Origin of the sequence: Pseudomonas sp. CHM02 (assembly GCF_000612585.1) — a bacterium.
Taxonomy (GTDB): domain Bacteria; phylum Pseudomonadota; class Gammaproteobacteria; order Pseudomonadales; family Pseudomonadaceae; genus Aquipseudomonas.
The window spans coordinates 67,579-91,323 of sequence record NZ_JFCA01000025.1; the positions used below are offsets into that span (position 1 = coordinate 67,579).

The window sequence follows — 23,745 nt, forward strand, 5'->3', positions numbered from 1 at the left end:
CTCAAGCAGGGCCGAAGCGCATCAGCACCGCTTCCACAAAGCGTCGCAGCTTGGCGGTGCGTTGCCGATTTGCGGTGTAGACCAGATGCATCGGCCGGCTCGGCGCGTCAAACGCCGGGAGCACCCGCACCAACTCGCCGCTGGCCAACGCCGTGCGCAGGAAGTCTTCGGGACCGAGAACGATGCCGAACCCATCCAGTGCAGCCGACATAAGCGCCCTGCTTTCGTTGATCTGAAGACGGCTGGCGACCTGCACTTTGTGAGCGGACGCACCTTGATGGAAGACCCATTCGCGATCCGCCGGGCGTGACCAGAAGGCATAGCCCAGGCATTCATGCTGCTCGAGGTCTGCCGGCAGATGCGGCGTGCCCCGCGCCGCCAGGTACGCAGGTGACGCGCAGACCACCAGGCGATAAGGCGCCAAGGGCCGGGCGGTAAAGCCGGTGGTTGCCAAGGGGCCGATCCGGAAGGCTGCTTCATAGCCTTCTTCCACCAGGTCGACAAAACGATCCGTCAGGTGCAGGTCGATTTCCACATCCGGGTTGTCGCGCAAAAATGCGGTAATCAGCGGCATCAGGCTGTAGGAACCGAAGGTCACCGGGGCCGTGACTTTCAGCTTGCCACGCGGCGTGTCATTCATGATCTGGGCGAGCGAATCAGCAGCCTCGGCCTCTGTCAGGATGTGCTTGCAACGCTCGTAGTACGCGCTCCCTAACTCCGTCAGGCTCTGCCGACGTGTGGTGCGGTTAAGCAAACGAGCGCCGAGGCGTTGCTCCAGCGCGGCAACATGCTTGGCGACCATTTGCGCCGACATGTTCAAGCGCTCGGCGGCGCGCGCATATGAGCCCAACTCGGCGGCCATCACGAAGGCGCTCATGCTTGAAAGACGATCCATCACTCCCTACTCCCAGTAACAACACCCATGCCGGAATGCTCATTTATCACCAATTGGTTGCCAATCATCATAACGGCTCTATGACTTCCCAGGAGCAAGGCCATGAAGATCGGCGTGATTGGAGCAGGTTTCATCGGGCGTGCCGTCGCACAGTTGGCGCTGGCGGCCGGGCATGAAGTGATGTTGAGCAACTCCCGTGGCCCGCAGACCATGAGCAGCGTGGTCAGCGGCATACGCGGCGTCAAAGTGGGCAGCGCAGAAGACGCTGCGCAGTTTGGTGACGTGGTGCTGGTGGCGATTCCGTTTGAACATTACCGCAGCGTCCCGGCGCAGTGGCTGGCAGGCAAGACCGTGCTGGATGCCAACAACTATTACCCGGAGCGCGACGGGCATTTCCCCGTGCTGGATCGTTTTGAAACCACCACCAGCCGACTGCTCGCCGAACATTTCGCCCATTCAACGGTGGTCAAGGTGTTCAACGCGATTTTCGCCACCGACCTGACCGATGATGCCCGCCCCCACGGCGCACCTGACCGCCGCGCATTACCGGTGGCCGGCGACGATGCGGTCGCCAAGGCGCAGGTGATCGGCCTGCTCGACGAGCTGGGCTTCGACGCCGTAGATGCCGGCAGCCTGGATGAAAGCTGGCGGTTCGAGCGGGCCAAGCCAGCGTATTGCGTGGCACTGGACCAGCCTCGGCTGAAGGCTGCCCTGCAAGCAGCCGAGCGCACGGTCGAGCTGCCTCCGGTCGACCGCGAGCACACCTGCGCTTAAACACCAGCCAAAAAAAGCCCGCTGACCGTCACCGGTTCAGCGGGCTTTTCACATCGGCTCGATACTGGGCTTACAGCGCCAGGTCGGAAGCCGGCTTGCTCGGTTCAGCCGCAGGCTTGGCAGCCTCGGTTGCCTTTGGCGCAGTCACTTGCGGGATCGCAGGTGGCGGCGTCAGTTGCAGGATACCGGCGGTGTAGGCCCATTCCTTGGCAACAGCTTCAGGGCTGTCGTTCAGCTTGGTGCCGTAGCTCGGTACGATCTGGTGCAGCTTGGTCTGCCACTCAGGGGTCGCCACTTTGTCCTTGAACACTTTCTGCAGCACGGTCAGCATGATTGGAGCCGCGGTGGACGCGCCTGGCGATGCACCCAGCAGGCCAGCGATGGTGTTGTCGGCGGAGCTGACCACTTCGGTACCGAGTTTCAGGACGCCGCCCTGCTCTTCGTCACGCTTGATGATCTGCACGCGCTGACCGGCTTGCCACAGGCGCCAGTCGGATTGCTTGGCGTTCGGGAAGTACTCTTGCAGCGCCTTGAAGCGATCGTCGTCCGACAGCATCAGTTGGCCGGCGAGGTACTCGACCAGTGGGTATTCACGAATACCGACTTTGGTCATTGGCCAGATGTTGTGGGTGGTGGTGCTGGTCAGCAGGTCCAGGTACGAGCCTTCTTTCAGGAACTTGGTCGAGAAGGTGGCGAACGGGCCAAACAGGATCACGCGCTTGCCATCCAGCACGCGGGTGTCCAGGTGCGGAACCGACATCGGCGGGGCGCCAACCGAAGCTTTACCGTAGGCCTTGGCCAGGTGCTGTTCGGCGATGGTCGGGTTATCGGTCACCAGGAACGAACCACCTACCGGGAAGCCAGCGTATTCCTTGGCTTCAGGAATGCCCGACTTTTGCAGCAGGTGCAGTGCACCGCCACCGGCGCCGATGAACACGAACTTGGCGTCGGTTTCAGTCTTGGTGCCGTCTTTCAGGTTTTTGTAGCTCACACGCCACGAACCGTCGGCGTTCTTGGTGATGTCCTGCACTTCGCTCGACAGTTTCAGGTCGAACTTAGGCGTCGTTTGCAGGTGAGCGACGAACTGACGGGTGATCTCGCCGAAGTTCACGTCGGTGCCGATCGGGGTCCAGGTGGCCGCGATTTTCTGGTTCGGGTCACGCCCTTCCATCATCAGCGGAACCCACTTGGCGATTTGCGCCGGGTCTTCGGAGTACTGCATGCCGGCGAACAGCGGGCTCGCTTGCAGGGCTTCGTAGCGTTTCTTCAGGAACTTGATGTTGTCATCGCCCCACACAAAGCTCATGTGCGGTGTGGAGTTGATGAACGAACGCGGGTTCTTCAGCACGCCCTGCTGGACCTGCCAGGACCAGAACTGACGGGAGATCTGGAACGCTTCGTTGATCTCGACCGCTTTCGGGATCTCAACGTTGCCGTTCTTGTCTTCCGGGGTGTAGTTCAGCTCAGCCAGGGCCGAGTGACCGGTACCGGCGTTGTTCCAGCCGTTGGAGCTTTCTTCGGCCACGCCATCGAGGCGCTCGACCATCTCCATCGACCAGCCCGGCTCCAGCTCATTGAGCCAGACACCCAGGGTCGCACTCATGATGCCGCCGCCGATCAGCAGCACATCGACTTTCTTTGCCTCTTCCGCGTGAGCGGAGCTGATCCCCAGCGACAAAGCCAGCCCCAGCAGGGCAGTGTTTACTTTTTTAAACATCAGTAGCACCTATGATAAAACGCCATCCGCCCTACCGCCCCTGATCATGGGCAACCCTCCATCACGCTGCGCCAGGCAACGCACCGCGGGGTTCGCACATTCACTCGAGGACCGCAGGGTGGGCACACAAGGCCGATGTATCGACCTCACTTTTATGTCCCTTCTGCGCTGACTTCTTATCATTATTGGCTTCAGCTACCTGGGCGAGAGCCAATCGCTGGGACGTATACGGATGTACGCGCCAGAGAAAGACTAGACCAAGACGGCGCGCAGAATATCACGGCAAACGGCGTTTATGCGCCGTTTGGCCAATTGACAGCTCTAAATCGCGGGTTTTAACGCTTCGATGTCAAGCGTGGCAGGCGCGACGTGGGGTCACAGGCCAGGAACTCTCAGGCAAAAGGCTGTTCTAGACAGCTTCGCCGCTGCTTGCGTAGCATCGGCGGCTCTCCTTCGTACCACCCTTCAACACAGAGCGATCCATGTCTATCCACCAAACACCCGGGCATGTACTGCCCGCGCGCAGCGCCGCCAAAATGGAAGCTGCCATGGCCGTGGGCGCTTTCGCGATCGGCACCGGCGAATTCGCCATCATGGGCCTGATGCCCGACATCGCCCAGAACCTGGGGTTAAGCGAACCCCAGGTCGGCCACGCGATCAGCGCCTACGCGTTGGGCGTGATGGTCGGCGCCCCGCTGCTGGCCATCCTCGGCGCCAAGTTGCTGCGCAAACACATGCTGCTGTTGCTGATGGGGCTGTATGCCCTGGGCAACCTCGCCACCGCCTTCACCCCGACGTTTGGCTCACTGGTCGCCTTCCGCTTCATCAGCGGCCTGCCCCATGGCGCCTATTTCGGCATCGCCGCTGTCGTCGCGTCCAGCATGGTGCCCAACGACAAACGCGCCGGCGCCGTAGCGCGAGTGATGATGGGCCTGACCCTGGCCATGCTGCTCGGCAACCCCATCGCCACCTTCCTCGGCCAACACCTGGGCTGGCGCTCGGCGTTTGCACTGGTCAGCGTGATTGCCCTGTGCACAATCGCACTGGTCTGGCAATTCGTGCCCCATCGCCACGACGAACAACGCAGCGACCCGCGCAAGGAACTGCGCGCCTTCACCAAGCCGCAGGTGTGGATGGCGCTGTCCATTGGCGCGATTGGTTTTGCCGGAATGTTCTGCGTATTCAGCTACCTGGCGCCGACCATGCTCGAAGTGACCAAAGTATCGCCGCAGTGGATTCCCTTCGGCCTCGCGGCGTTTGGTGTGGGCGGCATCATCGGCAACATCGCCGGCGGCAAGTTGTTTGATCGTATGCAGTTCCGCGCGGTTGGCCTGATATTGGTGTGGTCGATGGCCGTGTTGCTGTTCTTCCCCTTCGCAGCGCCTTCACTGTGGGGCGTGCTGCTGAGCATGGGCTTGGTCGGCACCATGGTGGCCTTGGCTGCGCCGTTGCAGATCCGCCTGATGGACATTGCCCATGAAGCACCGAGTTTGGCGGCGGCGTCCAACCACGCCGCGTTCAACCTGGCGAACGCGCTGGGGCCGTGGTTTGGCGGGATGGCGATTACAGCCGGGTATGGCTGGACCAGCACTGGGTATATCGGCGCGGTTACGGCGTTGGTCGGTCTGGGTATTTATCTCGTGGCGAGACGGATGCAGGGAGGGCATTAAGCCGCAGGCGTTTGAACGATTGTGTAGTAGAGCTGATCCTATGTTCGCAGGGTGTGGATATCTGGAAACGCTAGGTTATATAGAAGCTCCGAATCTGACGGACAAGAACCATTCGCATTTAACGCCCATCGCACTATTGCGTGGGCGTATTGTGTTTTTTTCTCTACAATTCGAGAACGCAAATAAAGGATTTTTTTGTGAGCAGTCCAACAAACACTAAAGCCCGTTCCACCGATGATGAAATTGATTTGATTCCTCTTGTTCAAGCGTTGTGGAAAAGTAAGATAACGATTATCGCAACAGCCATCGTGGGCACAGTCGCTTCGTTGGCCCTCTACGTGTCGACGCCTGAACAGTGGACCGCCAGCACATACATCACTAAACCGTCACTGTACAGTCTATATAAAGAGGTCAATGAAAAAGACGCACCAGCCACGGCCAGCCCACTGTCGCTGGAGACCAAGCTGTACAGAACGATCCAAAACGATATTTTCTATTCCGCCATGGGCGTCATGGCTGCCCAATCCGTTACGTTGAAAGAACCCCCCCCCAAACAAAGTGCAAATGAGCCCGTCCTTTATATCGCCTCTACCACTGCGACCACGGCAGCATTGGCTTCCTCTGCGCTGAAGTCCGCAATGGAAACCGCCAACACCAAAGCCATCGAACTTAACCTTCCGGCATTGGCAGCAGGCAATACATTAAAAGCATTTAACACGTTGGATGAAGTAAAAACGTCCACCATCAAGAGCGCCAAGAAGTTTGCATTTCTAGGGGCTTTTATGGGGCTTATTCTAGGAAGTGCCTTTGTGCTCGGCAGGTTTTTTATTCGACAATACAAACAGTCGAATGGAGCGTGAGCGCCGCTATAGCAGTTCTTCAATCAGTAGATAAATAGCGCAGACCAGCAGGGAAGCAATAAAAACAATAAACAATTTCGCGGAAAATGTTGTTTTCATCAAGAATACTTTTATAAAGCAAAATAATGGCCTAGAGCCATTATTGCACCATGTCCGCCTTTTTTCACGGTAATTCTTTGCTGAACACAACACGCACGTGCCCTTCACCGCCGGGTTTGTCAACGCCGAAAGTCGAGATTGAAGTCGTCTCATCAGCGGAGGGTGGCTGAGCATGAATCCTGTGTCTTTATTCCTGATAAACTTGCGCCCTCTGCCTTGCCCACTCAGATTGTCCAATGCCCCTGATCAGCGCTTCACAGCAACCTCTCTCCCGCCGCTTCTCGGTCGCCCCGATGATGGATTGGACCGACCGCCACTGCCGGTTCTTCCTGCGTCTGCTCTCCAAGCACGCTCTGCTCTACACCGAGATGGTCACCACCGGCGCCATCCTCCACGGTGACCACGACCGTTTCCTGCGCCATAACGAAGCCGAGCACCCGCTTGCCTTACAACTGGGCGGCAGTGTTCCCGCCGATCTGGCCGCCTGCGCGCGCATGGCCGAGGCCGCCGGTTATGACGAGGTGAACCTGAACGTCGGCTGCCCCAGCGACCGGGTGCAGAACAACATGATCGGCGCGATCCTGATGGCTCACCCTGCCCTGGTGGCGGATTGCGTGAAGGCGATGCGCGATGCGGTGTCGATTCCGGTGACGGTGAAGCATCGCATCGGGATCAATGGGCGGGACAGTTATGCCGAGTTGTGTGATTTCGTCGGGACGGTGAAGGACGCGGGATGCACCAGTTTTACGGTGCATGCGCGGATTGCGATTCTGGAAGGGTTGTCGCCGAAGGAGAATCGCGACATTCCGCCGTTGCGTTATGACGTGGCGGCACAGTTGAAGCGGGATTTCCCCGGGCTGGAGTTCATTCTCAACGGCGGCATCAAGACGCTGGAGCAGTGCCATGCGCATTTGCAGACGTTTGATGGAGTGATGCTGGGTCGCGAGGCTTATCACAATCCGTATTTGCTGGCGGAGGTGGATCAGCAGTTGTTTGGCAGTGAGGCGCCGGTGATCAGTCGGGCGGAGGCGTTGGTGCAGTTGCGGCCTTATATTGCGCAGCATTTGGCGACCGGCGGTTCGATGCACCATGTCACTCGGCATATTCTGGGGCTGGGCACCGGTTTTCCGGGAGCGCGCAAGTTCAGGCAGTTGTTGTCGGTGGATATTCACAAGGCGAGTGATCCGTTGGCGTTGCTGGATCAGGCGGGAGAGTTGTTGGAGGGGCGCTGAGGTTGGGTGTCAGGGGGCGGTCGGTGGCCGGGCTGTTGTGGCGAGCAGGCTTGCCCTGCGTTGGGGCGCGCAGCGGCCCTAATAACTACGACGGCGTTCTCACTGAAAAACCTCATCGCCTTACTGGGGCCGCTTCGCAGCCCAACGCAGGGCAAGCCTGCTCACCACAAGAAGCCAGCGCCTACAGGGGGCCGCGTTGGTTAGGGGAACTTGGGTTGAACCTGCTGGCGGTTTTGGCCTCCTATTTAACACCAAGGCCGGTCTTTCAAACGGCCGTTTTCAGGTTGTTGCCCTCGCAAACGATCGAACGCATTTGCGCCCTTGAGCGCCTGCCGGCGCTCGGGTAATGTCATCAGACCCACAGGACAGAGCACGCCCATGACTTCCAAGCTGGAACAACTCAAGCAATTCACCACCGTCGTAGCCGATACCGGCGATTTCTCCACCCTCGCCAAGCTCAAGCCGCAAGACGCCACCACCAACCCTTCCCTGCTGCTCAAGGCCGCTTCGATCCCAGCCTATGCCCAGTTGCTGGATGAGGCCGTGAAGGACTGCAACGGCGACGTGGGCCTGGCCAGCGACCGCTTTGCGGTGGCAGTAGGTCAAGAAATTCTCAAAGTGGTGCCGGGCCGTATTTCCACCGAAGTGGATGCCCGCCTGTCGTTCGACACTGACGCCGTACTCAAGCGCGCGCACCGTCTGATCGACCTGTACGACAAAGCCGGCGTTGGCCGTGACCGCGTGCTGATCAAGATCGCTTCCACGTGGGAAGGCATTCGCGCCGCTGAACAGCTGGAAAAAGAAGGCATCCAGACCAACCTGACCCTGCTGTTCTCCTTTGCCCAGGCCGTTGCCTGCGCCGAAGCCGGCGTGTTCCTGATCTCACCATTCGTGGGCCGTATCTACGATTGGTACAAGAAAGCCAACGGCAACGACTACACCGGTGCTGAAGACCCGGGCGTGCAGTCGGTAACGCGCATCTACAACTACTACAAGGCCAACGGCTACAAGACCGTGGTGATGGGTGCGAGCTTCCGCAACCTGAGCCAGATCGAAGAGCTGGCTGGGTGTGATCGCCTGACCATCAGCCCGGACCTGCTGGAGAAGCTGGCGGCGGATGAAGGCAAGCTGGAGCGCAAGCTGTCGCCGGGCCATGCAGGCGAAGCCCGTGTGCATCTGACTGAAGCGCAGTTCCGCTGGGAGTCCAACGAGGATGCGATGGCGACTGAGAAACTGGCGGAAGGTATTCGTCAGTTTGCTCGCGACCAGGAGAAGCTGGAGGCGCTGCTGTCGGCCAAGCTGTAAAAGGCAGCGACTGCAAAAAGGGCGGAACCTGTGAGGGTTCCGCCCTTTTTTATGCTGCCTGGACTGACGCCATCGCTGGCAAGCCAGCTCCTACATAGCGGTAGCGTTTCGTCAGTGGCGTTCGAGGGCGTTGACGAGGTCGTGGAAGGCTTCGCGGTTGGACTCGTTGAGGCCCATCAGGATCTTGTGCGCTTCCAGTACCTTGACCCGCACCACTTCTTCGGACTGGTCTTGCGAAGGCAGGTCGGTCAGGCACTCCGGGCACGGGATCGGGCGGTCAACGATGTTGAACACCTGGTCGAAGCCCATGGACTGCAACAGACGGGTGATGTCTTCGTGGGTGGTGACGACAGTCGGCAACAGGCCAACCTTCTGCCGAGACAGAATGGACAACTTGGCCAAAAGGCCCAATGTGGTGCTATCGATGCTGCGGGTTTCGGTCAGATCGATCACGATCGCCGAGAAGTTCAGCGCTGTGAAGATCCGCTCAATCGTCGCATCCAGCGCCGAACACAAGGTCAGGCGCACTTCACCGACAAACTTCAGGACGAAGGTCCCGTCTTGCTCGGCGAATTGGATTCTTCCGGTACTCATCAAAGATTCCTGCTCAACACCAATAGGGCGATATCATCCGGCATCTCCCCCAGCGTGGCCAATCCAAAAACCTGCCGCAGGCCATCCAGGCTGCCGCCCGCCGACTTGACCTTTTGGGGCAAGGCGGCTTCTTTCTCTTTGAGTGTAGGCTCTGGAAGAAGGTCCAGGATGCCGTCGGACATCAGCGTCAGGCTGAAGGTCGGCGGCAGCTCCAGGATGTGGTCTTCGTAGGTGGCTTCATTGAACAAACCCACCGGCAGACCACGCCCTTCCAGGTAACGCACACTGTCTGGAGTGTATAAAACCGGCATCGGCAAGTGACCGCCGATGCTGTAGGTCAAAAGACCGGTTTCTTCATCGATAACGCCGCCGACCATCGTCACGTGCTTGCCCAGCTTGCAGCTGATCAGGCCTCGGTTGATGTGGCCCAGCACCTCGGAGGGAGTGAACTCCGGCAAGGTGCCGTTGCGCTTGGATTCGAACAACAACCGTGTGGTCATGAACTTCAACAACACGGTGACAAAAGCAGAGGAAGCACCGTGGCCGGAAACATCGGCCAGGTAGAACGCGACACGCCGCTCGTCAACGCGGAAGTAGTCGACAAAGTCACCCGACAGGTACAGCGACGGGATGATCTGGTGCGCAAACTTGAATTCGTCGATGGTCCACGGGCTGACCGGCAGCATGTTCATCTGCACCTGGCGACCGGCGTTCTGGTCTTCCTGGAGCAGGTTCAAGCTGGCTTCGAGTTCGCGGTTGGCGGTTTCGAGCTTTTCGCGGTAGCGCTGGTTTTCGACCAGCAGGCGGGCACGGTCCAGCGCACGACGCACCGAATGCTCCAGCACGGCCAAGTCTTCCAGGGGCTTGATCAGGTAGTCGGCAGCGCCCAGGCGCAAAGCCTCGACGGCATCGTTCATCACGCCGGCACCGGACACGACAATCACCGGCGTCTGTGGGGCACGCTCGGTCACCTGGCGAATCAGCTCCAGGCCGCCCATCTGGGGCATGCGCAGGTCGCAGATCACTAGGTCGGGCTGGTCGCGCTCGAACACCTGGAGACCCTGTTGGCCATTGCTGGCCTGCAGGACGCTGAAGCCACTGTCTTCCAAATAGGCCGCAAGGCTCGCGCGCACTACTTCGTCGTCATCGATTATCAGCAGCGTGGCACTGGTTTTTTGCATGTGGGCAAACGGCGCCAGAATTAGGTTGGCGTAGGCGGCTCGGCAATGGCCGGGCTCACGTACTGGATTCGCTTTCTAGCCTCTCTGTCCTACAAAGCAATGGGATTTTGCCCATGCACAAAGGTAAAGCAGAGGTGCCCTTCTAAGGCGCAGACGGTACTCCCATCCGTGAGGGGTTTCAAGCTCATGCCGATGGTCGCCGGGCGTCTTTACACCGCAAATCACCGGGAGTTATAAGAACAGGCACGACCACAACACAAAGTAAGGATGAAGCCCATGAGCGAACACGAGCGCGACTACGCCGAAAAACGCGATTTCATCCGCATGCGTGTGGATGCCGATGTGTCTTTGATCCATGCAGGCCAGGAGATCGCTGGGGTTTGCGTGGACCTGTCCAGCTCCGGCATGCAGGTGCAGGCGCCGCGCCAGTTCAACGTAGGCGACCTGTTGACCGTACGCATCGATTCGGAGCACGCCGCCCTCAAGGGCCTGGAGGCGGACACCGAAGTGGTCTGGGCCAAAGCCACCGGTGACGATCAGCACCTGGGCCTTAAGATCCTGAAAATGCGCTGAAAACCGCGCACAAAAAAAGCGACCGCTGAGGGTCGCCTTTTTTCATTTCAAAACGTCACGGCTTAAAAGTCGTCGACGACCTTGCCGTCCTTGACCTTGAACTCGCGGTTCTGCAGGTAGGCGTTGCGAATAAAGGTGTACTTGTCACCGGTGATCAACTTCTCGCTGTCGAGCAGGCTGGCACGGGTGTCGACGATGTTCAGGCCGAAGGTGCTGTTGCGCCAGCCGATATCGTTCATGTAGCGGTACGGTTGGGTGTAGCTGTCCACGTACTTGGACGGCGCGTCACGCAAAGTGCTTGGACCCAGCAGTGGCAGCATCACGTAAGGACCGCTGCCCACCCCCCAGTAGCCGAGGGTCTGGCCGAAGTCTTCGTCGCTGCGTTGCAGCCCCATTTTGGTGCCTACATCAATGAAGCCCAGCACGCCGAAGGTGGTGTTGACCAGCAAACGGGCGGTGTCGACACCGGCATTGTGGGGCTTGAGCTGCAGCACGTTGTTGGCCAGGTTGCCGACATCGCCGATGTTGCGGAAGAAGTTGTGCACGCCATCCTGGACGAATTGCGGGGTCACGAACTGATAGCCCTGGGCCAATGGCTTGAGGGCGTAGGTATCAACCGTATCGTTGAAGGTGAAGATCGGGCGGTTGACGCTTTCCCACGGATCGTCTTCCGACGCTGCGTGTGCGGCAAACGGGGCCAGCAGGACAGTGGCACACACTGACAGCTGAGCGAAGTAGTGGCTCCAGCGCATAGCTTTTGCTCCTTGAATGGTCTGTCATGGGCGCTATGCCCTGAATAAGGCCGTCAGTATATGACGGAAGTCCCCAATTAGGCAGTAACTAGGAAACGTCTGACCAAAAATGGACAAAATTCCTACAATTAACAATCCTGTCATCGACTTGTCATCCCGACTCGATAGCGTTAGCGCTATTTCAGGGATGTCGACATGCCTCACGCCGAGATAGCCATCGCCAGCACCCCCGCCTTGACTGCCGTTCTGTTTGGCCTGAGTGGCTGCCTGGTGGACTTCGGTTCCAGGGCACGCACCGACTCGCCCTCCCCCGACTCCCAAGCCACACCCGGCGCGCTGAAGATCCTGCGCAGCCTCAAGGAGCAAGGCGTTCCCTGCGCCTGGCTGGATGAGCTTCCCCCCTCCGTCACCACGCCTCTGGCCGCCACGCTGCCCGATTGGGTCAAGACGACATCCCCCTCGTCGATCCGATGGCCCGCCCCCCACGCCTGCTGGCAAGCCTTGATGGAGCTGAACATCGAACGCCTTGAAGGCTGCGTGCTGGTCAGCGGCGAACCGCGCCTGCTGCAATCAGGCCTTAATGCCGGGTTGTGGACCATCGGCCTGGCTTCCTGCGGCTCACTCTGTGGCATGGCCCCCGAACAATGGCTCGCGCTGAGCGAACAGGAGCGCGAGCTAAAGCGCGGCAAGGCCACTCTCGCCTTGTACGGGCTGGGCGTGCACTCGGTGATCGATCACCTGGGCGAACTCGGCACCTGCCTGGCCGACATCAGCCTGCGCCAGCTCAAAGGCGAGAAGCCCTGACACGGATCATGCACAGTCGGCGCCAGTGGATTAATCTACAGGTCAGTCCGTAGACCTTTCTCGGCGTGCCGCGGTCTATGCCAGTGCCTATCGATAAAAGGAAACACGTCATGCCTGATCGCGAAAAGTTACAACAGCAGGCCGATATTGTGCGTGAGCAATTGGAGAATCATCCAGAACTGCCCGCAGAAAAACGTGAAGCGCTGGAAGAGTTGATCGCCAAGTTTGAAGTGCAACTTCAACTGGAACCCGCTACTCAGACGCCCAGCATCGCTGACGATGTGAACCGGGCGGTGGAGGGTTTTGAACTGGACCATCCGGGCATTGCCGGGACATTGCGCAATATCGTGATCACCCTGGGCAATATCGGGATCTGACGCAAACCCAAACCCAAACCCAACACAAAGTCAAAATGTGGGAGCGGGCTTGCTCGCGAATGCAGTAGATCAGTCACAACATCTTTGACTGATACTCCGCATTCGCGAGCAAGCCCGCTCCCACATTGGGTTCTGAGTGAAGGCTACTGACGGGCCAGGCGCACGTTCTGGAACGCCACTTCTTCTGTACTGCGATACGGGTTGATATCCAACCCGCCACGTCGCACATACCGCGCATACACCGTCAACGTCTCCGGCTTCAGCAAGCGCTGCAGGTCCAGGAAGATGCGCTCCACGCACTGCTCATGGAAGTCCGAGTGCTGGCGAAAGCTCACGATGTACTCCAGCAGGCTGGCGTGATCCAACGCGTGGCCCCGGTACTCCACCACCACACTGCCCCAGTCCGGCTGGCTGGTCACCGGGCAGTTGGACTTGAGCAGGTGGCTGTGCACGCTCTCCTCGACAACGCGCGAGTCATCGCAACGCAGCAGTTCCGGGCGCGGGTGCTCGTAGTTGCTGACACGGATATCCAGGTCGTCGATGCACACGCCCGGCAATGCCATCACGCCTTCGGCTTCGATCTCGGCCAGGCTGCGGATGCGTACGCTCACCGGTTTGCCGGCAGCGGCACTGAGGTCGGTGCGCAGGGTCGCTTCAAGACTTGCCGTGTCGGCAAACGCGGTCTGGTTCAGCGAGTTGAGGTACAGCTTGAACGACTTGGACTCGATGATGTTCGGCGAGTCGGCCGGGATGCTGAATTCACCGATGGCCACCACTGGCTTGCCCGACGGCAGCAGCCAGGACAGTTCGAAGCAGTTCCAGAAATCCACGCCTTTGTAAGGCAGGGTCTCGGCGCTCAGGCCCAGCTCGGCCCATTTGGCGGCACGCGGGATCGGGAACAGCAACGAAGGTGTGTAGGTGGAGATGTATTCACTGGACTTGCCCAGCGGCGAATGTTCGGCTGCGGGATGCATGGCGGAAACCTGGCTAAATAAACCGCGCCAGTCTACCAGCCTTTGCCCCCGCGCCTAAGCGCCAGCGGATCAATCGACATTGAGCTTGCCGACCATGCCCGCCTGGTAATGCCCCGGAAGGTTGCAGGCAAACTCCAGGCCCGTGGCCTTGGTGAACGTCCAGGTCAGCTCGGCGGTTTTGCCCGGCTCGACCAACACGCTGTTGGGATCGTCGTGTTTCATCGCGCCATGGCCCATGGCGCTGTGGTCCATCTTGCCCATACCCGTGGCAGTGAGCATGCCACTGGCCTGCATCTGCAGCATTTCCTTCTGGTGCTCGGCATGCATCGCCGCGTCGCCCAGGTTGAATTCGTGCAGCAACTGGCCCTTGTTGACCAACACAAAGCGCACTGTCTCACCGGCTTTTACGTCAATGGACTTGGGCGAAAAGGAAATGTCCTGCAGGTTCACTTCCACGGTCCGCGTGGCCTTGCTCGCAGGCGCCGCCTCGCCGAACGCATAGGCGTGGGCGGCATCGGCCATCGCATCAAAACTCAACACCAGCAGGCAACCCGCCAACAACAGGGGTGTACGCAATGCCATCTCTCTTCTCCAAAAATATACCTGACTCACCTGGGCACACTCTAAGAGTGCGCCGCTGCCAGCCAGCTGACTGCTAGATTACAACTTTGTCAGGTTGCCCCCCTGCCTTGGCACCCAAGGTATAAAGCCGTCGTCACCCGTTGCCAAGAGCCGCCCATGAAACTGCTGATCGTCGAAGACCAACTCAAAACCGGCCAATATCTGCGCCAGGGCCTGACGGAAGCGGGTTTTATTACCGAACTGGTGGCCGACGGCACCAGCGGCCAGCACCTGGCACTGACCGGCGACTACGACCTGTTGATCCTCGATGTGATGCTGCCAGGCCGTGATGGTTGGCAGATCCTCCAGGCCGTGCGCAGCGCAGGCCTGGACATTCCGGTGCTGTTCCTCACCGCCCGCGACGCCGTCGAAGACCGCGTGCATGGCCTGGAACTGGGCGCCGACGACTACCTGGTCAAACCCTTCGCCTTTTCCGAACTGCTGGCGCGGGTGCGCAGCCTGTTGCGCCGTGGCAGCAGCACGCCGCAGGAAACCGCGCTGCAACTGGCCGACCTGCGCCTGGACCTGATCCGCCGCCGCGTCGAACGGGACGGCCAGCGCATCGACCTGACGGCCAAGGAATTTTCCTTGCTCGAACTGCTGCTGCGCCGCCAGGGCGAAGTGCTGCCCAAATCGCTGATCGCTTCCCAAGTGTGGGACATGAACTTCGACAGCGATACCAACATTATTGAAGTGGCGATCCGTCGCCTGCGCCTGAAAGTCGACGATAACTTCCCGAATAAGCTGATCCACACCGTGCGCGGCATGGGTTATGTGCTCGAGGAGCGCTTCAATTGATCAAGCGCCTGTCCCTGACCAGCCGTCTGGCGCTGCTGTTTGCCGCGTGCACGGCCGTGGTGTCGCTGATCGCCGGCGTACTGTTCGACCGCGCCAGCGAAGCGCACTTCATTGAGCTGGACCAGCAACAGCTCGACAGCAAGTTGGTCGCACTGCGCAGCACCTTGCAGGGTGTCGACTCAGCGGATGCATTCGCCCAACGTAAGGCGCAATTGCGCGTCGAGCTCAGTCGCCAGCCCGACCTGACCCTGCGTATCACCGCGGCCGGCCAACGCTGGCTGGACGATGCGCCAAACGTCAGCTTGCCCGACGCCCCCGGCCTGCACAGCCTGCAAAACGCCGGCACCGACTACCGGGTCTACAACGCGCCGTTGAAGGCCGACCAACCCGACTCGCCGCAACTGAGCCTGATGCTCGATATCACCCACCACCAGCACTTCCTGCAGCGCATGCAGCACCTGATCTGGCTCACCGTCGGCCTGTCTGCCCTGGCGACCGCCCTGCTCGGCGCGTGGGCCGCCCGCAGTGGATTGCGGCCGTTGCGGCGCATGAGTGAAGTGGCCGCTGGCGTGTCGGCGCATTCCTTGACCCAGCGCCTGCCCCAGCAACACATGCCGGTGGAACTGGCCGAACTGGCCCAGGCCTTCAACGCCATGCTCGGCCGCCTGGACAATGCGTTCCAGCGCCTCTCGGCGTTCTCCGCCGACATCGCCCACGAACTGCGCACACCGCTGTCAAACCTGCTGACCCAGACCCAGGTCATTCTCACCCAGCCACGCCCGCTGGAGGATTACCGCGAGGCGCTGCACAGCAACCTGGAGGAACTGCAATGGATGGCGCAGTTGGTCAATGACATGCTCTATCTGGCCAAGGCGGATCATGGGCTGCTGATGCCCAAGCGCGAGCCTTTGGCGCTGGCCGATGAAGTCGATGCGTTGCTGGAGTTTTTTGCGTTGTTGGCGGAAGACGGGCAGATCAGCCTGGTGCGCGAGGGCACGGCCATTACGACGGGCGACCGTGGGATGTTGCGGCGGGCACTGTCGAATCTGCTGGATAACGCGCTGCGATTTACCCCGCCAGGCGGCGAAGTGCGTGTACAAATCGAGGATGGGGTGAGGCTTTCAGTCGAGAACACCGGGGATGGCATTCCAACCGAGTTGCTGCCCCGGTTGTTTGACCGCTTCTACCGGGCCGATCCGGCACGGCACGAAGGCAGCAGCGAGCATGCAGGGTTGGGGCTGGCGATTACCCAGTCGATTGTGCGGGCGCATGGAGGGAGGATTTATTGTGAATCCGGGACGGGGTGGACGCGGTTTGTGATTGAGTTGCCTGCTGGAGATTGATGCAAGCTGTACCGGCCCTATCGGGGGCAAGCCCCCTCCCACAGGGTGATTTGTGAATACATTCGAAATGTGGGAGGGGGCTTGCCCCCGATAGCGGTCTTGAATATTACGAATATCTCAGGGCATGCGCCGGTTCAATCTTCGCCGCCCGATACGCCGGGTAAATCGTCGCCAAAAAGCTCAACACAAACCCGGCTGTGCAGATCAGCAGCACATCCCCGCCCTGCAGCTCCGAAGGCAGGTTGCTGACAAAATACACATCCGAACTGAAGATATGCTGCCCGGTGACCCGCTCTACCCAGCCCACCAGCTCACTCACGTTCAGCGCCGCGATCACGCCCAATATGCCGCCGATCAAGGTGCCGACGACACCGATCACCGTGCCCTGCACCATGAAGATCGCCATGATCTGCCGTGGCGTGGCGCCGATGGTACGCAGGATCGCGATGTCCGCGCCTTTGTCGTTCACCACCATGATCAAGGTGGCGATGATGTTGAATGCCGCCACGGCGACGATCATCAGCAACAGCAGGCCGATCATGGTCTTTTCCATCTTCATCGCGCTGAACAGGCTGCCCTGGGTGTGGGTCCAGTCATCGGGCTTGTAGCCGGTGCCCAGGCTGGCGGCGATGTCTGACGAGACCTTGGGTGCCGCGTACAGGTCTTTCACCGCCAGGCGCACGCTTTGCACCTGGTTCGGCTGCCAATGCTGGATCTCTGCGGCGTCGGCCATGTGGATCATGGCCATGGAGCCATCCAGTTCGGCGCCGACCTTGAAGATGCCCACCACGTTCAAGCGCTGCATGCGCGGGGTGATGCCACCCGGCGCGGTGCTGATTTCCGGCACGATCAGGGTCAGCTTGTCGCCCACGTTCAAGCGGAAGCGTCGGGCGGTGATTTCGCCGACCACCACGCCGAACTCGCCAGGCTTCAGGTCATCCAGTTTGCCGCGCACGATGTGCTGGGCCACGATCGACACCTTGCCTTCCTGCTCAGGATCGATACCGCTGATCTCGATCGGCTGCATCGCGCCCTTGTAGGAGAACATGCCGTCCATCTGCGTGAAAGGGACGGCGGCCGTCACCTGCGGATTCTTCATCGCGGCGGCGGCCACGGGCTGCCAGTCGTCGATCGGGTTCACGCCAACGATGGTCGCGTGGGGCACCATGCCAAGGATGCGCGAGCTCATTTCGCGCTGGAAGCCGTTCATGACCGACAACACCACGATCATCGCCAGCACGCCCAGGGCGAGGCCGATCATCGAAGTCATCGAGATAAACGAAACAAAACGGTTACGGCGCTTGGCGCGGGTATAGCGCGTGCCGATGAAAATCGATAACGGTCTGAACATTCGCGGGCACCGTTGAAAAAATGAAAAAACCCGGCGCTTGCAGCACCGGGCTTGAAACGGGTCAGATGGCGACCAGATGACCTTCCTGCAAGTGCAGCACGCGGTCCATCTGGCGGGCCATGCTCATGTCATGGGTCACCACCAGGAACGCGGTGCGCATCTGGGTGCTCAGTTCCAGCATCAAGTCCTTGATGCCCTGGGCGGTGTGGGAGTCGAGGTTGCCGGTGGGCTCGTCGAGCATCACCAGCCCTGGGTTGTTCACCAGGGCACGGGCAATCGCCACACGCTGGCGCTCGCCACCGGACAGTTCCGCCGGCTTGTGCTCCAGGCGATGGCCGAGGCCAACACGCTCCAGCAGGGCCTGGGCGCGCTGGCGGGCTTCCGGGATCGCGGTCTTGCCGATCAGCAGCGGCATGCACACGTTCTCCAGGGCGGTGAACTCCGGCAACAGGTGGTGGAACTGGTACACAAAGCCCAGCGAACGGTTGCGCAGTTGGCCACGGGCCTTTTCACCCAGGGCCGACAGTTCTTCACCGGCCAGCCACACGCTGCCCTGGGACGGCGTATCAAGGCCGCCCAGCAGGTTCAGCAAGGTACTTTTACCGGAACCGGAACTGCCGACGATCGCCACGCGTTCGCCTGGATGCAGTTCAAGCTGCAGGTTGGACAGCACCACCACCGATTCCGGGCCTTCCTCGTAGGATTTGCCCAGGTTGCGGCAGCTCAGGATTGCTTTTTCACTCATGCCCGATTCACTCATAACGTAAGGCCTGTGCTGGCTGGGTACGTGCCGCGCGCCAGGCTGGATACAGGGTGGCAAGGAAACTCAGGACCAACGCAGCGCCGCCCACCATCAACACGTCCTGGGCCTGAACCTGGGACGGCAAGTAGTCGATGAAGTAGACGTCGGCGTTGAGAAACTTGTGGCCGATCAGGGTTTCGAGGCCGGCGATGGCGGCACTCACGTTCAACGCAGCCAGGATGCCGACGGCCGTGCCGATCAAGGTGCCGACCACGCCGATCACGGTGCCCTGCACCATGAAGATCGCCATGATCTGTCCCGGTGTCGCGCCGAGGGTACGCAGGATGGCGATATCGCCCTTCTTGTCGTTCACCACCATCACCAGCGTGGAGATGATGTTGAAGGCGGCGACGGCGACGATCAGCAGCAACAGCAGGCCGATCATGGCTTTTTCCATGCGAATGGCCTGGTACAGGTTGCCGTGGGTACGGGTCCAGTCGCGCGCATAGTACTGGGACTCGCCCAAGTGCTGGGCGATTTCCCAGGCGCCGCGCGGTGCGTCGAACAGGTCGTTGAACTTCAGGCGCAGGCCCTGCACCTGATCCGGCTGCCAGCGATGCAGGCGGGCCAGGTCGGTGAGGTTGGTCAGGCCGAGGTAGCCGTCGATCTCGCCGGCGCCCACGTGGAAGGTGCCCACCACGGTGAAGCGCTTCATGCGCGGGAACATGCCGGCCGGGGTCACGGTGACTTCCGGCGCGACGAAGGTCAGCTTGTCGCCGACGCCCACACCGAGCTTGGCCGCAGCCTTGTCGCCGATGACGATGCCGAAACTGCCGGGCGCCAGGTCGTCGAGTTTGCCCTGCAGCATGAACTTGTCGATGATCGAGACGTTGCGTTCCTGGGCCGGGTCGATGGCATTGAGCAGGATCTTCTGCACCTTGCCGTCATTGGTCAGCAACCCCTGCATCTGGGTGAAGGGCGCAACCGCCAGCACCTTGGGGTTCTGCTTGACCTTGTCGGCCAGGCTCTGCCAGTCGCTGATGGGCGCATCGCCCTCGATGGTAGCGTGGGGCACCATGCCCAGCACGCGAGTGCGCATCTCATGATCGAAGCCATTCATGACCGACAGCACCACGATCATCACGACCACGCCCAAGGCGAGCCCGATCATCGAGGTGAGGGAAATGAACGACACAAAATGATTGCGGCGCTTTGCACGGGTATAACGCGTGCCGATAAATACGAAGAGAGGTCTGAACATGTCGGGGCTTGTTCGGAGGAAAAGAAGACGTCCCGGTGGCGGGGTCTGGTAAGCAGCTTTACACTCAGACCATTACCGTTACCTGGGGTTCGCCATGTCGACATTAGATGAAGAAGAACGCCGCGAATACTACCGTATCGACGACATGATCGCACTTCAAATCAAAAGCCTGTCGGCCCCCGAAGCGGCGAGCAAGGAAGTGTTGCTGGATGATTCGCCGCTGTTCAATCTGCTCAGCGAACTGCACCTGAGTGAGTTCGAAGCCCAGCACCTGCTCCGTCAGCTCAGCGAGAAGGATCGCACCCTCGCCGCCTTCCTGCGCGTGCAGAACAAACGCGTGGACCTGCTCAGCCAGATCATGGCGCGCGGCCTGCTGGATGAAGTCGGCGCCCCGCAGCCGGTGATCATTTCCGAAGGGGGCATCGACTTCCAGCACCCCACGCCCCTGCCGGCGGGCGCACACCTGGCGGTCAAGCTGGTGCTGATGCCCCAGGCGCTCGGCCTGCTGCTGCGCGCCCGCGTCACCCATTGCGACCCCAAGGGCACAGGCTTTGATGTGGGCACTGAATTCGAATCGATGACCGATGCCCAACGCCAACTGCTGGCGCGCTACATCCTGCAGAAACAGGCCCAGGAACGGCGCCTGGCACGGGAACAGAGCGACGCCCAAGACACCTGAGTTCGTATTCACACAGCCAGGACACCTGGCGCAAAGGAGCAATTGTGACCCTGATCTACGGCCACCGCGGTGCCAAAGGCGAAGCACCGGAAAACACCCTGACCAGCTTCCAGGAGTGCCTCAAGCACGGTGTACGCCGCTGCGAACTGGATTTGCACCTGTCCATGGACGGCGAGCTGATGGTCATCCACGACCCGACCCTCAAGCGCACCGCCGACCGGCGCGGCAAAGTCGTCGAGTATTCGGCGGCGGACCTGGTGAAAATGGACGCACGCAAAGGCGGCCCGGGCTGGGTCAAGCCCTGCCCGATCCCACGCCTGGAAGAGCTGTTCGAAACGTGCGATTTCGATCACTGGCAATTGGAAGTCAAAAGCGCGTCGCGCACCCGCGCCGCCACCACCGTGCTGGCGATCCGCGAAATGGCCGTGCGCTTTGGCCTGATGGACAAAGTCACCGTCACCTCAAGTTCGCGGGAAGTGTTGAAAGCAGCGGTTGAACTCACCCCCGACCTGTCACGCGGCCTGGTCGCCGAATACGCCTGGCTCGACCCTTTGAAAGTCGCGCAGAACTATGGCTGTGAGATTCTGGCGTTGAACTGGACGTTGTGCACCCCTGAGCGCCTGGAAAAAGCCCAGCGCCAGGGCTTGCACGTGTCCGTGTGGACAGTCAACGAACCTGCGCTGATGCGCAGGCTCGCCGACTTCGGCGTAGATAGCCTGATTACAGACTTTCCCGGTTTGGCCACTGCCACTCTCGGGAATTACTGAAATCGGTCTCCCCGGCCGGCTCAGGCCACCGGCCGGAGCCGCTCAAAAAAGCCGGTTGAGGCCGTCGTAGGCCGCTACCCGATAGGCTTCCGCCATGGTCGGGTAGTTGAACGTGGTGTTGACGAAATACTTGAGGGTATTGAGCTCACCCGGCTGGTTCATGATCGCCTGGCCGATGTGCACGATCTCCGACGCCTGGTAGCCGAAGCAATGCACGCCGAGTACCTCAAGGGTTTCGCGGTGGAACAGGATCTTCAGCATGCCTTGCGGCTCACCGGCGATCTGCGCACGCGCCATGCTCTTGAAGAACGCCTTGCCCACTTCGTAAGGCACCTTGGCCTTGGTCAGTTCGTGCTCGTTCTTGCCGATCGAGCTGATCTCGGGAATGGTGTAGATCCCGGTCGGCACGTCGTTGACGTAGCGCCAGCTGCCGTTGTCGACGATGCTGCCAGCGGCCGAACGGCCCTGGTCATGGGCGGCACTGGCCAGGCTCGGCCAGCCGATCACGTCACCGGCACCGTAGATGTTGGTCACGCAGGTACGGTAGTTCTCGTCCACCTCGATCTGGCCACGGCTGTTGACCTTGACCCCGATGTTTTCCATGCCCAGCTTGTCGGTGTTGCCGGTACGACCGTTGCACCACAGCAAGGCGTCGGCCTTGATCTTCTTGCCGGATTTGAGGTGCAGGATCACCCCGTTGTCCAGGCCTTCGACGCGCTCGTACTCTTCGTTGTGGCGCACGGTGATGTTGTTGTTGCTGAAGTGATAGCTCAACGCCTGGGAGATTTCCGAGTCGAGGAAGCTCAGCAACTGGTCGCGGTTGTCCACCAGCTCGACCAATACACCGAGGCCGCTGAAGATCGAGGCGTATTCACAGCCGATCACACCGGCGCCGTAGATGATCAGTTTGCGCGGGGTGTGGCCCAGGCTCAGGATGGTGTCGCTATCGTAGATACGCGGGTGGTGGAAATCGATGTCCGCCGGGCGATACGGGCGCGAACCGGTGGCGATGATGATGTGCTTGGCCACCAGTTTCTCGACCACGCCGTTGGGGCAGACCACCTCGATGGTTTGCTCGTCGGCGAAGCTGCCGGTGCCGAAGAACAGGTCGACACGGTTACGGGCGTAGTAGCCGGTACGCGAAGCAACCTGCTTGGAGATGACTTTCTCGGCGCTTTTGAGCACGTCCGGGAACGAGAACCAGCGCGGCTCACCAATGGCCCGGAACATCGGGTTGGTGTTGAACTGCATGATCTGGCGCACCGAGTGACGCAAGGCCTTGGACGGGATGGTGCCCAGGTGGGTGCAGTTACCGCCGACCTGGCGACGGCTATCGACCATCGCCACCTTGCGCCCAGCTTTGGCGGCGTTCATCGCCGCACCTTCTCCAGCCGGGCCGGAACCCAGTACCACCACGTCGTAGTTGTAGACAGCCATGCGTACTCCTCAGAACAGGCCAGGCGTACGGTTGGACGCCGGGCTAAATCATGCCGCGGCCAGCGGTCATGAAGGACAATTTGGCTCAAGTGTGTGAACCGGGGCACAGTCTATATAAGGCTCAACGCCGCGAACATTAACCCTTGGTCGCGTCGTAGGCCAGTCTTGCCTTTACTACACAGCGCAGATTATCCCTGAACCCTGCCGCTGCCGGAAAATGAATTAACCTGTAGCCACGCATCTTTTCAGGACGGGCCATTATGCGGCATTTAGTTTTCTGTTTATTGCTGATGCTGTCGATCACGGCAAACGCCAATGAGGCGGATCGGCTCAAGCAGGCTGACTTCCCGGCACAGGCCCAGGCGTTGGCGCTGAAAAACCAGGCAGTGCTCACCTACCTCTGGGCGGATGTCTACGCGGCTGCGCTGTACGCCCCGTCCGACCTGAGCGCCAAGCAGGCTTGGGCGCAACAAAAAGCGTTGCGCCTGACGCTGTACTACTTCCGTGACATCGACCGCAATGATGTGATCAAAGCCGCCACTGCCACGCTGCAGCGCCAGCAGGCCAGCGCCCGACTGAAGTCCGAAATAGACAAACTGCACGCCAGTTTTCGCGATATCCGCAGCGGCGATCGGTATGCCCTGGATTTTCATCCGGGACGTGGTTTGAACCTGGAGATCAATGGGCAAGTGGTGTTCAGCAGTCGCGATGAGGAGCTAGCGAGGGCTTACCTGGGCATTTGGCTGGCGCCTAATGGGTTGTCGGATAGTTTGCGTGACAAATTGCTCAGGTAGCCTGTTAGACCGCAATCGCCGGCAAGCCGGCTCCTACAATGGAATGCCCCCCCAAGGAGCCGGCTTGCCGGCGATGAGGCCCGCCCAAACACCAAAAACTCCCAGGCATGAAAAAGCCCCGAACCAGTCGGGGCTTTTTCATTCA

General features: G+C 60.2%; 24 protein-coding genes. 13 read left to right on the forward strand and 11 right to left on the reverse strand.

From position 1 onward, the window contains the following. Position 1: 1 nt before the first annotated feature. Positions 2–877 carry a LysR family transcriptional regulator gene (locus BM70_RS0116085; protein ID WP_025856964.1) on the reverse strand — a complete coding sequence of 292 codons (876 nt, stop codon included), beginning with the start codon at positions 875–877 and terminating at the stop codon, positions 2–4. Positions 878–997: 120 nt separating this feature from the next. On the opposite strand from BM70_RS0116085, the gene BM70_RS0116090 reads away from it, so the two are divergent. After that, a complete protein-coding gene (locus BM70_RS0116090) occupies positions 998–1,669 on the forward strand; it encodes an NADPH-dependent F420 reductase (protein ID WP_025856965.1) in 672 nt (223 codons plus the stop codon). A 70-nt stretch (positions 1,670–1,739) separates the two neighbouring features. On the opposite strand, the gene mqo is transcribed toward BM70_RS0116090, so the two are convergent. Continuing rightward, on the reverse strand, positions 1,740–3,386 hold the full coding sequence (gene mqo, locus BM70_RS0116095; RefSeq protein ID WP_025856966.1) for a malate dehydrogenase (quinone): 1,647 nt from the start codon (positions 3,384–3,386) through the stop codon (positions 1,740–1,742). A 482-nt stretch (positions 3,387–3,868) separates the two neighbouring features. Between mqo and BM70_RS0116100 the strand changes: the two genes are divergently transcribed. The 4 genes from BM70_RS0116100 to tal all read left to right on the forward strand — a co-directional run bounded on the left by BM70_RS0116100 (position 3,869) and on the right by tal (position 8,552). Then, positions 3,869–5,056, forward strand: a complete 1,188-nt coding sequence (locus tag BM70_RS0116100; protein WP_025856967.1) for an MFS transporter — start codon at positions 3,869–3,871, stop codon at positions 5,054–5,056. A gap of 197 nt (positions 5,057–5,253) precedes the next feature. Next, positions 5,254–5,916 carry a Wzz/FepE/Etk N-terminal domain-containing protein gene (locus tag BM70_RS0116105; protein WP_025856968.1) on the forward strand — a complete coding sequence of 221 codons (663 nt, stop codon included), beginning with the start codon at positions 5,254–5,256 and terminating at the stop codon, positions 5,914–5,916. Positions 5,917–6,251: 335 nt separating this feature from the next. Continuing rightward, a complete protein-coding gene (dusA, locus tag BM70_RS0116110) occupies positions 6,252–7,247 on the forward strand; it encodes a tRNA dihydrouridine(20/20a) synthase DusA (RefSeq protein WP_025856969.1) in 996 nt (331 codons plus the stop codon). A 378-nt stretch (positions 7,248–7,625) separates the two neighbouring features. Then, complete coding sequence (gene tal, locus BM70_RS0116115; RefSeq protein ID WP_025856970.1) at positions 7,626–8,552, forward strand: transaldolase; 927 nt, start codon at positions 7,626–7,628, stop codon at positions 8,550–8,552. A 111-nt stretch (positions 8,553–8,663) separates the two neighbouring features. Here tal and rssC read toward each other — a convergent pair whose 3' ends face one another. Both rssC and rssB read right to left on the reverse strand, forming a co-directional pair. Next, a complete protein-coding gene (rssC, locus tag BM70_RS0116120) occupies positions 8,664–9,146 on the reverse strand; it encodes an anti-sigma factor antagonist RssC (RefSeq protein ID WP_003172602.1) in 483 nt (160 codons plus the stop codon). Next, on the reverse strand, positions 9,146–10,327 hold the full coding sequence (gene rssB / locus BM70_RS0116125) for a two-component system response regulator RssB (protein WP_025856971.1): 1,182 nt from the start codon (positions 10,325–10,327) through the stop codon (positions 9,146–9,148). Before rssB ends, rssC begins: the two co-directional genes overlap by 1 nt. Positions 10,328–10,603: 276 nt before the next feature. Here rssB and BM70_RS0116130 point away from each other — a divergent pair, with 276 nt between their 5' ends. After that, positions 10,604–10,900: a PilZ domain-containing protein gene (locus BM70_RS0116130; RefSeq protein ID WP_025856972.1), complete on the forward strand. Its 297-nt coding sequence runs from the start codon at positions 10,604–10,606 to the stop codon at positions 10,898–10,900. 62 nt (positions 10,901–10,962) lie between these two features. Here the strand turns inward: BM70_RS0116130 and BM70_RS0116135 are convergent, their stop codons facing one another. Next, positions 10,963–11,652 (reverse strand): VacJ family lipoprotein, encoded by a 690-nt coding sequence (locus tag BM70_RS0116135; RefSeq protein WP_025856973.1) that lies wholly within the window; start codon positions 11,650–11,652, stop codon positions 10,963–10,965. Between the two features lie 195 nt (positions 11,653–11,847). Between BM70_RS0116135 and BM70_RS0116140 the strand changes: the two genes are divergently transcribed. Both BM70_RS0116140 and BM70_RS0116145 read left to right on the forward strand, forming a co-directional pair. Then, positions 11,848–12,456 carry a hypothetical protein gene (locus BM70_RS0116140; RefSeq protein WP_025856974.1) on the forward strand — a complete coding sequence of 203 codons (609 nt, stop codon included), beginning with the start codon at positions 11,848–11,850 and terminating at the stop codon, positions 12,454–12,456. Between the two features lie 110 nt (positions 12,457–12,566). After that, positions 12,567–12,833, forward strand: coding sequence for a DUF4404 family protein (locus BM70_RS0116145; protein WP_025856975.1), 267 nt, complete (start codon positions 12,567–12,569; stop codon positions 12,831–12,833). Between the two features lie 143 nt (positions 12,834–12,976). On the opposite strand, the gene queF is transcribed toward BM70_RS0116145, so the two are convergent. Both queF and BM70_RS0116155 read right to left on the reverse strand, forming a co-directional pair. Then, positions 12,977–13,807, reverse strand: a complete 831-nt coding sequence (gene queF, locus BM70_RS0116150) for an NADPH-dependent 7-cyano-7-deazaguanine reductase QueF (protein ID WP_025856976.1) — start codon at positions 13,805–13,807, stop codon at positions 12,977–12,979. 69 nt (positions 13,808–13,876) lie between these two features. Next, entirely contained in the window at positions 13,877–14,389 is a 513-nt protein-coding gene (locus BM70_RS0116155) for a plastocyanin/azurin family copper-binding protein (protein ID WP_025856977.1), read from the reverse strand. Positions 14,390–14,545: 156 nt separating this feature from the next. Here BM70_RS0116155 and BM70_RS0116160 point away from each other — a divergent pair, with 156 nt between their 5' ends. Further along, complete coding sequence (locus tag BM70_RS0116160; RefSeq protein ID WP_025856978.1) at positions 14,546–15,226, forward strand: heavy metal response regulator transcription factor; 681 nt, start codon at positions 14,546–14,548, stop codon at positions 15,224–15,226. Beyond that, positions 15,223–16,569 (forward strand): heavy metal sensor histidine kinase, encoded by a 1,347-nt coding sequence (locus BM70_RS0116165; protein WP_025856979.1) that lies wholly within the window; start codon positions 15,223–15,225, stop codon positions 16,567–16,569. Before BM70_RS0116160 ends, BM70_RS0116165 begins: the two co-directional genes overlap by 4 nt. A 106-nt stretch (positions 16,570–16,675) precedes the next feature. Here the strand turns inward: BM70_RS0116165 and BM70_RS0116170 are convergent, their stop codons facing one another. From BM70_RS0116170 to BM70_RS0116180, 3 genes are all read right to left on the reverse strand, one after another. Next, positions 16,676–17,920 (reverse strand): lipoprotein-releasing ABC transporter permease subunit, encoded by a 1,245-nt coding sequence (locus BM70_RS0116170; RefSeq protein ID WP_025856980.1) that lies wholly within the window; start codon positions 17,918–17,920, stop codon positions 16,676–16,678. A 61-nt stretch (positions 17,921–17,981) separates the two neighbouring features. Beyond that, on the reverse strand, positions 17,982–18,665 hold the full coding sequence (lolD, locus tag BM70_RS0116175; protein ID WP_003218941.1) for a lipoprotein-releasing ABC transporter ATP-binding protein LolD: 684 nt from the start codon (positions 18,663–18,665) through the stop codon (positions 17,982–17,984). Between the two features lie 7 nt (positions 18,666–18,672). Continuing rightward, on the reverse strand, positions 18,673–19,923 hold the full coding sequence (locus tag BM70_RS0116180; protein ID WP_025856981.1) for a lipoprotein-releasing ABC transporter permease subunit: 1,251 nt from the start codon (positions 19,921–19,923) through the stop codon (positions 18,673–18,675). Between the two features lie 94 nt (positions 19,924–20,017). On the opposite strand from BM70_RS0116180, the gene BM70_RS0116185 reads away from it, so the two are divergent. Together BM70_RS0116185 and BM70_RS0116190 are read left to right on the forward strand one after the other, a co-directional pair. Beyond that, positions 20,018–20,602 (forward strand): PilZ domain-containing protein, encoded by a 585-nt coding sequence (locus BM70_RS0116185; RefSeq protein WP_025856982.1) that lies wholly within the window; start codon positions 20,018–20,020, stop codon positions 20,600–20,602. 44 nt (positions 20,603–20,646) lie between these two features. Continuing rightward, positions 20,647–21,369, forward strand: coding sequence for a glycerophosphodiester phosphodiesterase (locus BM70_RS0116190; RefSeq protein WP_025856983.1), 723 nt, complete (start codon positions 20,647–20,649; stop codon positions 21,367–21,369). Between the two features lie 42 nt (positions 21,370–21,411). Here the strand turns inward: BM70_RS0116190 and sthA are convergent, their stop codons facing one another. Then, a complete protein-coding gene (gene sthA, locus BM70_RS0116195; RefSeq protein ID WP_010212052.1) occupies positions 21,412–22,806 on the reverse strand; it encodes a Si-specific NAD(P)(+) transhydrogenase in 1,395 nt (464 codons plus the stop codon). 260 nt (positions 22,807–23,066) lie between these two features. Here sthA and BM70_RS0116200 point away from each other — a divergent pair, with 260 nt between their 5' ends. After that, positions 23,067–23,600 carry a chalcone isomerase family protein gene (locus tag BM70_RS0116200; protein ID WP_025856984.1) on the forward strand — a complete coding sequence of 178 codons (534 nt, stop codon included), beginning with the start codon at positions 23,067–23,069 and terminating at the stop codon, positions 23,598–23,600. The last annotated feature ends 145 nt before the right edge of the window (positions 23,601–23,745 follow it).